Annotated in this window: 14 protein-coding genes; 6 read left to right on the top strand and 8 right to left on the bottom strand. The window is 65.0% G+C overall.

Going from position 1 to position 13478, the window contains the following annotated elements; all coding sequences use genetic code 11:
* Window positions 1-20: 20 nt before the first annotated feature.
* From FB560_RS05610 to FB560_RS05600, 3 genes are read right to left on the bottom strand one after another with little or no spacing between them, the layout of a single operon-like run.
* Entirely contained in the window at window positions 21-1568 is a 1548-nt protein-coding gene (locus FB560_RS05610) for a hypothetical protein (RefSeq protein WP_141871457.1), read from the bottom strand.
* Window positions 1565-1912 carry a helix-turn-helix domain-containing protein gene (locus FB560_RS05605; protein WP_141871456.1) on the bottom strand — a complete coding sequence of 116 codons (348 nt, stop codon included), beginning with the start codon at window positions 1910-1912 and terminating at the stop codon, window positions 1565-1567. The genes FB560_RS05610 and FB560_RS05605 overlap by 4 nt, the downstream gene beginning before the upstream one ends.
* Complete coding sequence (locus FB560_RS05600; protein ID WP_229673400.1) at window positions 1909-3036, bottom strand: tyrosine-type recombinase/integrase; 1128 nt, start codon at window positions 3034-3036, stop codon at window positions 1909-1911. The genes FB560_RS05605 and FB560_RS05600 overlap by 4 nt, the downstream gene beginning before the upstream one ends.
* 449 nt (window positions 3037-3485) lie before the next feature.
* On the opposite strand from FB560_RS05600, the gene FB560_RS05595 reads away from it, so the two are divergent.
* Window positions 3486-4562 (top strand): DNA-methyltransferase, encoded by a 1077-nt coding sequence (locus FB560_RS05595; protein ID WP_141871454.1) that lies wholly within the window; start codon window positions 3486-3488, stop codon window positions 4560-4562.
* A 102-nt stretch (window positions 4563-4664) separates the two neighbouring features.
* Window positions 4665-5345: a metal-dependent transcriptional regulator gene (locus FB560_RS05590; protein ID WP_141871453.1), complete on the top strand. Its 681-nt coding sequence runs from the start codon at window positions 4665-4667 to the stop codon at window positions 5343-5345.
* Window positions 5346-5350: 5 nt separating this feature from the next.
* On the opposite strand, the gene FB560_RS05585 is transcribed toward FB560_RS05590, so the two are convergent.
* The 5 genes from FB560_RS05585 to FB560_RS05565 are packed head-to-tail and all read right to left on the bottom strand — an operon-like array spanning window position 5351 to window position 8922.
* Window positions 5351-6043, bottom strand: a complete 693-nt coding sequence (locus FB560_RS05585; RefSeq protein WP_141871452.1) for a metal-dependent transcriptional regulator — start codon at window positions 6041-6043, stop codon at window positions 5351-5353.
* Window positions 6044-6054: 11 nt separating this feature from the next.
* Window positions 6055-6930 carry a metal ABC transporter permease gene (locus FB560_RS05580; protein WP_141871451.1) on the bottom strand — a complete coding sequence of 292 codons (876 nt, stop codon included), beginning with the start codon at window positions 6928-6930 and terminating at the stop codon, window positions 6055-6057.
* The gene (locus FB560_RS05575; protein WP_141871450.1) at window positions 6930-7667 is read right to left on the bottom strand and encodes a metal ABC transporter ATP-binding protein; all 738 of its coding nucleotides are present in this window, start codon (window positions 7665-7667) and stop codon (window positions 6930-6932) included. Before FB560_RS05575 ends, FB560_RS05580 begins: the two co-directional genes overlap by 1 nt.
* Window positions 7667-8608, bottom strand: a complete 942-nt coding sequence (locus FB560_RS05570; RefSeq protein WP_141871449.1) for a metal ABC transporter substrate-binding protein — start codon at window positions 8606-8608, stop codon at window positions 7667-7669. Before FB560_RS05570 ends, FB560_RS05575 begins: the two co-directional genes overlap by 1 nt.
* 44 nt (window positions 8609-8652) lie before the next feature.
* Window positions 8653-8922 (bottom strand): hypothetical protein, encoded by a 270-nt coding sequence (locus FB560_RS05565; protein WP_141871448.1) that lies wholly within the window; start codon window positions 8920-8922, stop codon window positions 8653-8655.
* A gap of 169 nt (window positions 8923-9091) precedes the next feature.
* Here FB560_RS05565 and nrdI point away from each other — a divergent pair, with 169 nt between their 5' ends.
* From nrdI to FB560_RS05545, 4 genes are read left to right on the top strand one after another with little or no spacing between them, the layout of a single operon-like run.
* The gene (nrdI, locus tag FB560_RS05560) at window positions 9092-9595 is read left to right on the top strand and encodes a class Ib ribonucleoside-diphosphate reductase assembly flavoprotein NrdI (protein WP_141871447.1); all 504 of its coding nucleotides are present in this window, start codon (window positions 9092-9094) and stop codon (window positions 9593-9595) included.
* Window positions 9592-11748, top strand: a complete 2157-nt coding sequence (gene nrdE, locus FB560_RS05555) for a class 1b ribonucleoside-diphosphate reductase subunit alpha (protein ID WP_141871446.1) — start codon at window positions 9592-9594, stop codon at window positions 11746-11748. The genes nrdI and nrdE overlap by 4 nt, the downstream gene beginning before the upstream one ends.
* Before the next feature lie 32 nt (window positions 11749-11780).
* A complete protein-coding gene (nrdF, locus tag FB560_RS05550; RefSeq protein WP_141871445.1) occupies window positions 11781-12806 on the top strand; it encodes a class 1b ribonucleoside-diphosphate reductase subunit beta in 1026 nt (341 codons plus the stop codon).
* A gap of 47 nt (window positions 12807-12853) precedes the next feature.
* The gene (locus FB560_RS05545; protein WP_141871444.1) at window positions 12854-13429 is read left to right on the top strand and encodes an NADPH-dependent FMN reductase; all 576 of its coding nucleotides are present in this window, start codon (window positions 12854-12856) and stop codon (window positions 13427-13429) included.
* The last annotated feature ends 49 nt before the right edge of the window (window positions 13430-13478 follow it).

Here is a 13478-nt window from a genome sequence, read left to right as displayed (position 1 = left end):
TTTCGAATGATCCTGCTGTGTCAGTCGATGAGGTGTGGCGGGCGGCGTGGGTCTCGGTCTATCGCGGCGTATTGCTGCCAAGTGACGCCGTATTCGGTGGCGATCCGCTCGCTGCCGGTTGGGCTGTAGCCGAGCATCCCTGCGACGATGATCGCCGGGGCTTGGCGGAGTAGCTCGCGGATCGCGCGGCTTCGATTGCTGAGGTTCGGGATGCCGAGGTTGTGGAGCCTGTCTCTGATCGACGTGGTGTGCAGCGGCCACCCGGACGCGCGTCCGGGGAACAGCCAGGGACTCGTCTTGTTGGTCGCGGTGGTCTGGTTCCGTCGGGCGGCGACGTGTTTGCGGATGATGTCGGCGAACGGTGCGGGGACCGGTATCGGTGGATCGCCGAGCCGGACCAGGAGGTTCCCCTCGTCGTCGATGCCGATGTCGTCGATGGTGAGCTGCTGGATGCGTGTGAGGGGCTGGGCGTAGAGCAGGACGAACAGGGCGAGTACTCGGTCGGTGAGTTCCATGCCGTCGCCGTCATGAACCTTACGGATGAGCTCGATGCGACGCTGTTGAGTCATGAGCGCAACAGGCCGTTTGACGGGAGGCGGTAGTTCGAGCTTCGGCATGCGCCGAGTATTCATCGTCCAGCGTAGGAATGGGTGGACGGTGTCGCGCAGTCGCGGAGTGCCCTCGGCGAAGAGGCGGTCGAGATCTGCTTGGGTGGCCTCCGCCAGGGTCCGCCCTTGCTCGGCGAGGCCAGCGACGAACGTAGCGGCGGTGCGGAGTTGATGCCGAGCGATCTGCGGGGCGGCGTAGCCGAGCTCGCCGCGCGCGTCGATGCGTTCTCGGAAGACGCGTAGGTAGTGCCAGGTGATGAACAGCCGGAACATCTTGCGCTGCTCAGGGTCAGGAAGCTCGTCGAGCCAGCTGCGCGACCATTGCTCGAAGTAGAAGAGGGACTTATCGATCGGCGGGAGGATACCGGCGGTGACCATGAGATCACGGATATAGACGGTGGACCGGCGATGCGGGAGGCTGTGGATGCCCTCGTGCGTGAGCGGGACCTCGTCGCGGGCGATCGCGCGCAGCACGCTTCGCGGCTCGGGGCGGCTGAGCCAGAGGATGCCAGACCGGGGACGCTTCATGCTGATGATCAGCGCCGCCAGAGGCATCAGCTCGATCCGGACCCTGCCAGTGCCGTCGTCCAGGATCTCGTCGACGCGGTCCTGCAACACGCACCAGCCGCAGATGCCGGCGTGCTCGCGCCACCCTTCTCGGCCGCAACGAGTGCAGGTGAAGTCGCCCAACCCACCCGCGCAGTCGGTGCACCAACGCTGCCCAGCGGGGCCGACGCCGGGCAGGAGACGGTCGGTGCCGCAGCCGTCGCAGATCCCGTAGGTCTCCATCGCGGTCGCGAAGCAACCGGAGCAGATCAACCCGTCCGGCCATCGGCGAATCCAGACCAGGACGACCTCGCCAGCCCCTTCAACCCGCTCGTACCGGTCCCGGACGAGGCGATCGCAGCGGGCGCAACGGGAGGCTTCACCCGCGGCGTTGTCCGCGGCGGTTGCGGTCACTCGCCGGGGCGGACGATCCGGGCGCGGACGGGGCGCAGGTCGCCGATGCCGGTCGGCTTCGCGGGCCGGTCGCCAGCGGCGATCTTGCGGACGCCGACACCCGTCGCGTCAGTGGGGATCAGCTCTGCCGGGGTGACATCGAAGATATCGCAGAGCGCGGCGAGCACAGGAAGCGACAGTCGCTCGGGGGTCGTGGTCACGAGCCGGTGGACCTGTGAGGCTGAGAGCACGATGCCGCGCTCGGCGAGCAGCGGGACGAGCTCGGTGGTGGCGTAGAGCTTGTGGGCAGCCATCACCTCTCGCAGCCGCCACTCGTAGGACACCTTCCGTCGTTGTCTGGTCATCGTGCTTCCTCCTGTTGCGGGCCGACCGCGTCGGCGATGATCTGGTCCAGTGCGCGTCGCAGCGTGCGGGTGCGGAAGTCTGAGGAGACCCCGGTGTAGATCGACGTGGTCGAGGCATGTTCGTGCCCCACTTGATCCTGCACAAACCTCGGATCCCAGCCGTCCTCGATCAGATGCGTGACGTAGGAGCGGCGCAGCGAGTGGAAGTCCAGCACCGGGTCCAGGCCGATCCCTCCCCGGTAGTCGGCCATCCGGTGATCCAGTAGCGCTGCGCTCACCCGTGGCGCCCGCTCCGAGGGCCAGGCCGCCGGGTTCTCGTCGGTGCCGAACGGTGGGCGGACCTCGGTGAACCACTGCTCGAGGACATCGACCGCCCACGGCCAAACGGTCAGCACCGTGCGTCGCTTCGGCGGCGAAGCGCGCTTCGCTTTCCCGTGGCGGACGTGCACCGCCCCGAACCCGCCGAACTCCGGCGCCTCCGGGTTGCGGCCAAAGTCAGACACATCAAGCATCTGCGTCTCGGTGCGGCGCGTGCCGAACGCGTAAGCGGTCTTGAAGATCGTCGCGTCCCGGAACGCCGCCATCCACCCCTTCTTGCCCTGGGAGCGCTTCAACTCGACCTGCTCGTCGGCGTAATCGAACAGGTCCTGCAACTCGCGTCGGGTGAACGGTCGCTTCGCAGGCTCCGACTCGACATCCGCGACGTGCTGCGCCGAGTTGACGTCCGTGATGATCTGCACCGGGTGCGACCCGAACCAGCGCATGCACTCCTCAGCCCAGCCATAGGCCGGATCGATCGCGAACGCGCAGAACCCGCGCACCGCGACCTGGTAGCCGCGCACCGTCGAGCGCGTGCAATGGTGCACCGCACGCAGATCCGCGAACCACTCATCCGCGTGCACCGCCGCCCACTCCCAGGGGAACACGCCCGCGCGCGCCTGGAACGCACGGACCTGCCGCTCCCGCGCTTGGACCGTCGAGCGCGCAAGGTTCCGGGCAAGGCCCTGGTTCCGCCACCCCTCGAGCATCGCCTCGAACACCTGCTCGTCCGGGCGAAGCAGCGCGACTCCGTCCAGCAGAACCAGCCGGGCAGAACCCGCCAGCGCACCCTCGTCACCAGCCACATCGCCCCCTTCATGGGATCGCATCTGATGCGATAATATCGCATCGATTGCGATAGGCAAGAGAAAGCCCAGGTCACGAGCGAGAGACTCGAAGTGGCGCGCGTTGACTGGTCAGGACGGCAAGGATCCCGCCTTGTCAGATCGTTGAGATTCCAAGGGAAAACGGGCCAAGCCGCCGCAGCCAACAACTGTGACGGGATCGCATCTGATGCGATTCGTCATCGTCCTTCGTTGATTGCCGATCGTGTGTGGGAGAAATCTGGCACGGGGAATCGGCGAGTCGCGGGCCCCTCGTGGAGCTCAGATTTGGCCCGCCGGGACTGACTCTGACGTGGCGTCGACGCTGGGGCTGTGTCGGCTCGGGCCTGTCGGTGTGGCCCATACCTGCTGGGTAGTCCTGTTCGTCGCACACGAGCGCGGACAGGCCCGAACAGCAGGGAGCCACCGCCATGCCCGACCCCACCCCGCCGCCCGCCGCGCGCCTGACCGAACTTCCGGAACCGGTGTTCGTCGATGACCGGGCGACGCTCTACCTCGGGGACGCGGTCGAGCTCCTCCCACTCCTGCCCGCAGCAAGCATCGACGCCCTGGTCACCGATCCGCCGTACGGGTTGAGCTTCAACGGCCAGGCCTGGGATGACGCTTCCGGGTTTCGCGAGTCGCTGATCCACATCGACACGAGCGGGATGAGTGCGCCGGAGGTGTTCGAAACCTGGTGCACGGCGTGGGCTGCGGGAGCATTGCGCGCGTTGAAGCCAGGGGCGTATGTTGCAGCGTTCGGTGGTGCACGCACCTGGCACCGGATGGTGCGTGGGATCGAGAATGCAGGGTTCGAGATCCGGGACCAGATTGCATGGCTGCACACCACCGGGATGCCCAAGTCGATGGACCTCTCGCACGCGATCGACAAGCACCACGGCGTGCAACGCACCGATCGGATCGTGCAGACCGCCGATCGTGATGGGGTGCTCGGCGCGACCCGGACTGTTCTGTCGAAGGGCACTCCGGTGACCGAGGACGCGGCGCGGTGGGAGGGGTGGGGCACAGCGCTGCGGCCAGCGTTCGAGCCGATCATCATCGCCCGCAAACCACCTGAAGGAAACGTCGTCCGCAACGTTCTAGAGCATGGTGTTGGTGGGATCAACATTGACGGGGCGAGGTTCGCTGATGACCGGTGGCCGATGAACGTCGCCTTCGACGCTGGTCAGGCGGATGCGCTGGATTTGTTGACGGGGACGTGGCAGGGCGGGTCACTGTCGCGGAAGTTCCCGATCTTCCGCTTCGACCACAAACCCCCCACACTGGAACGACCCCGCGCGTTCGGGGTATCGCACACAACCGTGAAACCGCTGGCGTTGATGCGCTGGCTCGTCACGCTGGTGACACCGCCGCACGGAGTGGTGCTGGAGCCATTCGCTGGATCGGGGACGACGGTGGAAGCAGCGGTCAGCGATGGCTATCGAGTGCTGTGCTTCGAGAAGGATGCGTCATACGTTCCACTGGTCCAGTCGAGGCTGGACCGGTAGCTCCTGTGGCCGGGGAACGTCTGTCGATGTACGCGCCGCCTCGACGCCGTACTTTTGAACATAGCCATGCCGTAGTTGCATGTTCGGCGTTATGCTGAGTTCATGTCCGTCTCTGAGTTGTCCGCGAGCACCCAGAACTATTTGAAGGCCGTGTGGGGTCTGACGGAGTGGTCGTCGGTGCCGGTGACGCCGACGCTCATCGCGGAGCGAACAGGGTTGAAGCTCTCTTCGGTCTCGGATGCTGTCCGTAAGCTCTCTACGCAGGGTCTTGTCGAGCATGCGCCTTATGGTTCGGTGGAGTTGACGGAGACGGGGCGCTCGTACGCGCTGGCGATGGTACGTCGGCACCGGCTGATTGAGTCGTTCCTCGTCAGTGTCTTGGGGTACTCGTGGGATCAGGTGCATGACGAGGCTGAGCACCTTGAGCATGCGGTGTCAGATTTCATGATCGACCGGATCGACGAGTTTTTGGAGTTCCCCACCCGCGACCCTCATGGTGACCCGATCCCATCCGCTGACGGGACTGTGCATATCCCGGACGCGACGCAGCTGACCGAAGTCGGGGCGGGGCACCGAGTGGTGGTCGAGCGCATTTCGGACTCGGACCCGGCGCTCCTGCAGTTCTTCGAAGAGCATGGTTTCGTAATCGGATCAACGCTGGAGATCGGCGAAGGTGCCCCGTTCTCGGACGCACTGGACGCGCGAGTTACGGGATCGGACACCTCGGTAGCACTGGGGCGTTCGGCGACAGATGCACTCTATGTGTCTGTCGTGGCCAGTTGATACTGTCACCCCGCAGCTTCGTCGTGGAGTGATGCATGGAGCACGGCTGCTCCGGCAGGGAGCAGCGTGCCATGCCATTCCGCCGTGCGGACCTCGATGATGTCGACTTCCGCTGTGCAGGCCTGGATGCGTAACCATGTGCCGGGGCGAAGGTGTCGCTCGTCGAGGAAGACCAGTGTTTCGAGTGGCGCGTCGGCGACGCGCGTGATCCTCACGGGAGCCCATCGCGGGCGTGCGAGTTCCCGCAGACGGGCATCTCGGCGGGATTCGATGTGACCGTCTGGGGTGGGGATGGGTTGCCCGTAGGGGTCGTGGGTGGGCTGTTCGAGGGAAGCTTCGATTCGTTGGAGGAAGCGCGGTGAGCTGCTGGCTTCCAATGCTTCGGCATTGGTGGCGAGTTCGCTCCAGGGCAGGTCGAGGACGTCGTTGAGGAAGCATCGAAGTATCCGGTTCGCCCGCAGTGCCCGCATCGCTTCGAGGCGTCCCGAAGGGGTGAGAGAGATGCACTTGTACCGTTCGTGGTCGATGAGGCCGTCATCGACGAGTCGCTTCACCTGTTCGGACACGCTCCCCGGCACGAACCGCAGCGCTCGGGCAATGCCCGTCACCGTAACCGGAGCGTCACTGCTCTCAGTCAGGGACCAGATGGCACGGAGATAGCGTGCTCTGGTCCCTGACCGGTCGCTCTTGCCGTGCATGCGGGATGCCCCTACTGAGCGGAAGCGAGTGCGCGTCTGCGACGTGTGCTCATGACCCGCGTTCCGATGAGACCGTGCCGGGGGCTGAAGAGGTAGACGAGCGCGAACACGGCTCCCTGGGCGAGGACGACCATGCCGCCGGAGGCGGTGTCGAGGTAGTAGCTCAAGTACAGGCCGATGACGGCGCAGGCTGCGGAGATCGCGGGGGCGATGACGAGCATGCGTCCGAAGCGGTCGGTGAGCAGGTATGCGGTTGCTCCCGGGATGATGAGCATCGCCACGACCAGGATGACGCCGACGGCTTGGAGGGCGACGACGGCGGTGAGGGCGAGGAGGCCGAGGAGCGCTGCGCCGAGGATCTTCGGGTTGAGGCCGATGGCGTGGGCGTGGGTGGGGTCGAAGGCGTAGAGGGTGAAGTCGCGGCGTTTGGTGACGAGGATCGTGAAGGTGATCGCGCCGAGGATGATGACCTGGGTGAGGTCGGCCCAGGAGACGCCGAGCAGGTTGCCGAAGATGATGTGGTTCAGGTCGGTCTGCGACGGGGTGACGGAGATCAGCACGAGCCCCAGAGCGAACAGGGTGGTGAACACGATGCCGATCGCGGCGTCCTCTTTGACCCGGCTGGTGTCTCGGACTGCGCCGATGAGGGCGACGGCGAGGAATCCGAAGATCACCGCTCCGAGGGCGAAGGGTGCGCCGACGATGTAGGCGAGGACGACGCCGGGGAGGACGGCGTGGGAGACGGCGTCGCCCATGAGTGACCAGCCGATCAGGACGAGCCAGCAGGAGAGCACCGCGCACACGATCGAGGCGATCAGGGTGGTCGCGAGGGCGCGGACCATGAAGTCGTAGCTGAGGGGTTCGAGGAAGAAGTCGATCAGGTTCATCAGTTGTCGCCTCGGTTCAGGACGTCGAGGCCGAAGGCCAGGGCGAGGTTGTCGGGCTGGAGTACCTCGTTCGGGTCGCCGTGCATGAGCACGCGGCGCATGAGGAGCACGGCCTCGTCAGCGAGGCCTGGCAGGGCGTGGAGGTCGTGGGTGGAGACGAGGATGGTGGCCCCGTCGTCGGCAAGCTCGCGCAGCAGCCGGGTGATCGTGGCCTCGGAGCGTTTGTCGACCCCGGCGAACGGCTCATCCAACAGCAGGATCGTCGCCCCTTGGGCGATGCCCCGGGCGACGAAGGCGCGTTTCTTTTGGCCGCCGGAGAGCTGTCCGATCTGCCGGTTCGCGTACTCGGTGAGCTCCACTCGTTCCAGGGCGTGGTCGACGGCTTCGTGATCGGATCTTTTCGCGTGGCGGGTGAATCCCATGTGCCCGTAGCGGCCGGTCATGATGACATCGCGTACGGTCACCGGGAATGCCCAGTCGACGTCCTCGCTCTGTGGCACGTAGCCGACGATCCCGGACTTGCGTGCCTTGGTCGGGTTCTGGCCGTTGACGAGGACGGTGCCGGAGTCAGGGCGCAGCAGACCCATGATGGTCTTGAACAGGGTGGACTTTCCGGATCCGTTCATGCCCACGAGTCCGCATACCCGGCCGGCCTGGATGTCGAGGGTGGCGTGGTCCAGGGCCAGGACCTCGCCGTAGTGAACGGTGACGTCGTGCACCGAGATCGCTGTCTTCATCAGTTGCGTGCCGTCAGTGCGTCGATGATGGTGGTCGCGTCGTGGCGGATCAGCTCGAGGTAGGTCGAGACCGGGCCGTCCGCTTCGGAGAGGGAGTCGACGTAGAGGGTGCCGCCGAAGATCGCGTCGGTGGCTTCGACGACCTGCTGCATCGGGGCGGCAGACACGGTGGACTCGCAGAACACCGCTGGCACGTCGTTGTCGCGCACGAACTCGATCGCGGAGGTGATCTGCTGGGGGGTGGCCTGCTGCTCGGCGTTGACCGCCCAGATGTACTTCTCGGTGAGCCCGGCGTCCCGTGCGAGGTAGGAGAACGCGCCCTCGCAGGTGACCAGCGCACGCTGGTTGTCCGGGAGAACCGACAGCTCGTCGACCAGCTCGTCCTGCACCGTCTGCAACTCGGCCTTGTACGCCTCACCGTTGGCCTCGTACGCGCTCGCGTTGTCGGGGTCGAGGTCGCTGAACGCGTCGACCATGTTGTCGACGTAGATCTGCACGTTCAGCGGGCTCATCCACGCGTGCGGGTTCGGCATGCCCGCGTAGGCGTCCTCGGTGATGTCGATCGTCTCGACCCCCTCGCTGACGACGACGTGAGGCACATCCAGCCCGTCGACGAACTGTCCGAACCACGCCTCCAGGTTCATTCCGTTGTCGAGGATCAGATCGGCCTCCGACGCTCTGCGAATATCTCCCGGGGTGGGCTCGTAGCCGTGGATTTCCGCCCCGACCTTCGTGATCGACTCCACCCTCAGGTTGTCGCCGGCGACGTTCTCGGCGATGTCCGCGAGGACGGTGAACGTCGTCAGCACCACGGGACGCTCATCGTCTGCTCCTGCATCGTTCTCGCCGGATGTTGCGCATGCGGCCAGTGAGAGCGCGAGCGCGGACGCTGCTAGCAGCGGCAGGGCACGGCGGGAGAAGAAGCGGGAGTTTCGTGGCATGGATGGTTCCTTAGCTGAGCGGGTGACGGGGTGCGGGTGGAAGTTCACGTGGGCGGTGGAAGCGGAGGGCGAGGATTTGGGGGCGGGCCAGCGCGATGGGATGCGGCGATGAAGTGGTCGAGCTTGTCGGGTGCTTCTCCGCGCAGGTACACGCCGAGCATGCGCAGGAGGTTCAGCATCACCGCTTCGGGGTCGGAAGACGTTCGCAACAGGCGAGCCGCAGCGTCGTGGTCGGCGTCTCGCACGGATTGAAACAAGGTGATGGCCTCCAGCCACGCACCCTCATTGCGCTCGTCCACGTGCGTTCGTCCCATGCCACACAGCATAGTGTTCGGCATGCCGTAGTTCCAAACATGGGCGTGGCGTAGACAAGTAAACTACATCGATGTTATTACTAGATACGCCGCTCCAAACATCGGTGAGGCACAACATGTAGTGGTTCGTGGCGTGGCGCGTCACAGCCAGAGAGCGAGGAGGAACGCCATGCCAGCCCCCCACGAGCCCCGGCGCGCCGCGCTCTCAGTGCGCGAGCTCGCCGCCGCCGAGTCGCCTGATCTCGTGTTCTTCTCGAGCGTGTCGGAGAACACCCGCCGCTTCGTCGACCGGCTCGACCGGACCGCAGTCCGTATCCCGCTGCGGCCACGAGTGGAGGGGCTGATCCGGGTCGCGCAGCCCTTTGTGCTCGTTGTCCCCACGTACGGCGGCGGGGAACGTGCCGGAGCGGTGCCGAAGCAGGTGATCTCGTTCCTCAACGACCCCGCGAACCGGGCACTGATCCGGGGGGTGATCACGGCGGGGAACACGAACTTCGGCGAGCACTACTGCCTCGCCGGCCCTGTCGTCTCTGCCAAATGCCAGGTTCCGGAGCTGTACCGCTTCGAGCTGCTCGGCACGCAGCGCGACATCGAACAGGTGAACAACGGCCTGACCCGCTTCTGGGAGCAGGCCTCCGACAATCTGACATCCATTGAGAGGAAGACCGCATGACCATCATCTCCCCAGAGGCTCCCGCACGCGCCGGGATCGGTGCGCGGAAGGACTACCACGCCCTCAACGCGCAACTGAACCTGTTCGCCCCGGGCGGGTCGATCCAGTTCCACAAGGACAAGGAAGCCGCCGACGAGTACCTGCGCCAGCACGTCCTCCCGAACACGAGAACCTTCCCGAGCGTGGCCGCGCGCCTGGACTGGCTGGTCGCGAACGACTACTACGAGCAAGCGTTCCTCGACGCGTACGTCCCGGAGTTCCTCACCGGCCTGCATGAGCGGGCTCGCGGGGCCGGGCACCGCTTTCAGACCTTCCTCGGCGCGTTCAAGTTCTTCACCTCCTACGCCCTGAAAACGTTCGACGGCACCACCTACCTGGAAGGCTTCGAGGAACGCGTCGTCGCCACCGCGCTCTTCCTCGGACAGGGCGACGAAGCCCTCGCGACCCGGCTTGTGGACGAGATGCTCTCCGGCCGGTTCCAGCCTGCGACACCGACGTTCCTGAACGCGGGCAAAGCGCAGCGCGGCGAGCTCGTCTCCTGCTTCCTGCTCCGCCTGGAGGACAACCTCGAATCCATCGGACGCAGCGTGAACTCCGCCCTGCAGCTCTCCAAGCGCGGGGGCGGGGTGGCGTTGTTGCTGACGAACCTGCGCGAAACCGGAGCACCGATCAAGCAGATCGAGAACCAGGCCTCCGGCGTCGTCCCGGTGATGAAGATCCTCGAAGACAGCTTCAGCTACGCCAACCAGCTCGGTGCCCGGCAAGGAGCGGGAGCGGTGTATCTGCACGCGCACCACCCGGATATTCTGCGGTTCTTGGATACGAAGCGGGAGAACGCGGACGAGAAGATCCGCATCAAGACGCTCTCGCTCGGCGTCGTGATCCCGGACGTCACCTTCCAGCTCGCGAAGGAGAACCGGGACATGCACCTGTTCAGCCCTTACGACGTCGAGCGCGAGTACGGGAAGCCGCTGTCGGATCTGTCGGTGAACGACCACTACGACGAGCTGGTCGCGAACCCGCGGGTGCGGAAGACCACGATCAGCGCACGGGAGTTCTTCAAGACCCTCGCCGAGCTGCAGTTCGAATCCGGATACCCCTACGTGCTGTTCGAGGACACCGTCAACCGCGCGAACCCGCTACAGGGATGGATCAACATGTCCAACCTCTGCAGCGAAATCCTCCAAGTAAACACCCCCTCCCGCTACGACGCCGCGATCGGATACGAGCAAGTCGGCCGGGACATCTCCTGCAACCTCGGCTCCCTCAACATCGCCCACGCCTTCGCCTCACCCAACTTCGGCGCGACCATCGAAACCGCGGTGCGGGCACTCACGAGCGTGTCCGACCAGACCGACATCGACGCGGTCCCCTCGATCGCGGCCGGGAACGACGCCTCGCACGCGATCGGGCTCGGGCAGATGAACCTCCACGGGTTCCTCGCCTCACAGCGCATCCGCTACGGCAGTGAGGAAGGCATCGACTTCACCGACATCTACTTCCTCACCGTCACCTACCATGCCCTGCGCGCCTCCAACCGGATCGCCATCGAACGCGGCACGGCCTTCGCCGGGTTCGAGACCTCCGCCTACGCCGACGGCACCTACTTCGACAAGTACACCGAGCGCGACTGGCAGCCCACCACCGAACGTGTCCGCACCCTCTTCGCAGAGGCAGGCGTCGCGATCCCTACCCGCGACGACTGGGCGCAGCTGCGGGAATCGGTGCGGCAGCACGGCATCTACAACGCCTACCTGCAGGCCATCCCGCCCACCGGATCGATCTCGTACGTGAACAACGCGACCGCGTCGATCCACCCGATCGCGGCGAAGATCGAGATCCGCAAAGAAGGCAAGCTCGGCCGCGTCTATTACCCGGCACCGCACATGACCGACGACAACCTCGAGTTCTTCGAGGACGCGTACGAGATCGGCTACGAGAAGATCATCGACACCTACGCCGCCGCCACCCGCCACGTCGACCAGGGTCTCTCGCTGACGCTGTTCTTCCGCGACACCGCGACCACCCGCGACATCAACAAGGCACAGATCCACGCCTGGCGTGCCGGGATCAAGACCCTCTATTACATCCGCCTCCGCCAGCCCGCACTCGAAGGCACCGAGATCGAAGGCTGCGTCTCCTGCGCCCTCTGAGCACATCATCCGATCTTCCCGAAGGAACACCCATGACCCTCACCGACACCACGCGCCCGATCACCGAGATCTCCGTCACCCCACCGGGCTATCGGCACGACCCAGCAGCCCGACTGCGTCCCATCAACTGGAACCGCGTCGGAGACGACAAAGACCTCGAGGTATGGAACCGCCTCACCGCGAACTTCTGGCTCCCCGAGAAGGTGCCCCTCTCCAACGACCTCCCCGCCTGGCAGAAACTCACCCAGGAAGAGCGCACGCTGACCATGCGCGTGTTCACCGGGCTCACCATGCTCGACACCGTACAAGCCACCGTCGGAGAGATCTGCCAGATCCAGGACGCCCGCACCGAGCACGAAGAGGCCGTCTACACCAACATCGCGTTCATGCAGTCCGTACACGCCCGCTCCTACTCCAGCGTGTTCTCCACCCTCACCTCGACACCCGAGATCGACGACGCCTACCGGTGGGCCGTCGCCAACGACCTCCTCCAAGAGCGCTGCAAGAAGGTGCTCGCGCACTACTACGGGGATGACCCGCTCAAGCGGAAGGTCTCCTCCACGCTGCTCTCGTCCCTGCTGCTGTATGCGGGCTTCTACCTGCCGCTGCACTTCTCCGTCCACGCGACCCTCACGAACACCGCGGACATGATCCGGCTCATCCTGCGCGACAAGGCCGTGCACGGTTACTACTCCGGCTACAAGTACCAGCGCGGCCTCGAAACCCACACCCTCGCCGAGCAGGAACACATGCGCGAGTTCACCTATGCGCTCCTCGACGAGCTCTACGAGCTCGAACTGGCCTACTCCGGTGAGCTCTACGAACCGCTCGGCCTCATGGACGACGTCGCCGTCTTCGTCCGCTACAACGCGAACAAAGCCCTCATGAACCTCGGCTACCCCGCCCGCTTCACCCCAGAAGAGGCCGAAGTCAACCCCGAAATCCTCGCCGCCCTCGCACCCGGAGCGGACGAGAACCACGACTTCTTCTCCGGATCCGGGTCCTCCTACATCATCGGCAAAGCCGTCGACACCAGCGACGACGACTGGGACTTCTAACCGGCCGTCACTCCCACACATCCACCCCAGAGAAAGAGAATCACCCCTTGAGTAAGAACGTCTCCGTCCTTGTCGGCAGTCTGCGCCGCGGCTCCTACGCACGCAAGATCGCCCACAATGCCATCGGATACTTTCCCGAAGACTACGACGCACGCATCGTTGAGATCCGCGACCTTCCTCTCTACGACTTCGACTACGACGATCCCGAAGTCACTGACAAACCCACCCCGCCGGAATACACCCAGTTCCGCGAGATCATCAAAGCCTCCGACGGCGTGTTGTTCGTCACACCAGAGAACAACCGCACCATCCCCGCCTGCCTGAAAAACGCCATCGACATCGGCTCCAAACCCAACAGCGATGTCGCCTGGAAGAACCTGCCCGCAGGGATCATCAGCCACTCCGTTGGCCGCATGGGCGGGTACAGCTCGCAGAAGAACCTCCGGCTCGCACTCTCCTACTTCGACATGCCCACCCCCGGACAGCCCGAGGTCTTCCTTTCCCAATCACCCACCCTTTTCGGTGAGGATGGGAACATCTCGCAGGAATCGACCGTGCAGTTCCTCCGGGACTACATCCTCCGCTTCGCTCGACTCATCGAAGGTCAGAACTCGGTGCGTTGATGCGATGCCTGCATCCCCGGAAGCACGAGCGCAGGCTCTGGGCGCGCGT

Source organism: Microbacterium saperdae, from assembly GCF_006716345.1.
Lineage (GTDB): Bacteria > Actinomycetota > Actinomycetes > Actinomycetales > Microbacteriaceae > Microbacterium > Microbacterium saperdae.
This window is presented reverse-complemented; position numbering and strand designations above follow the sequence as displayed.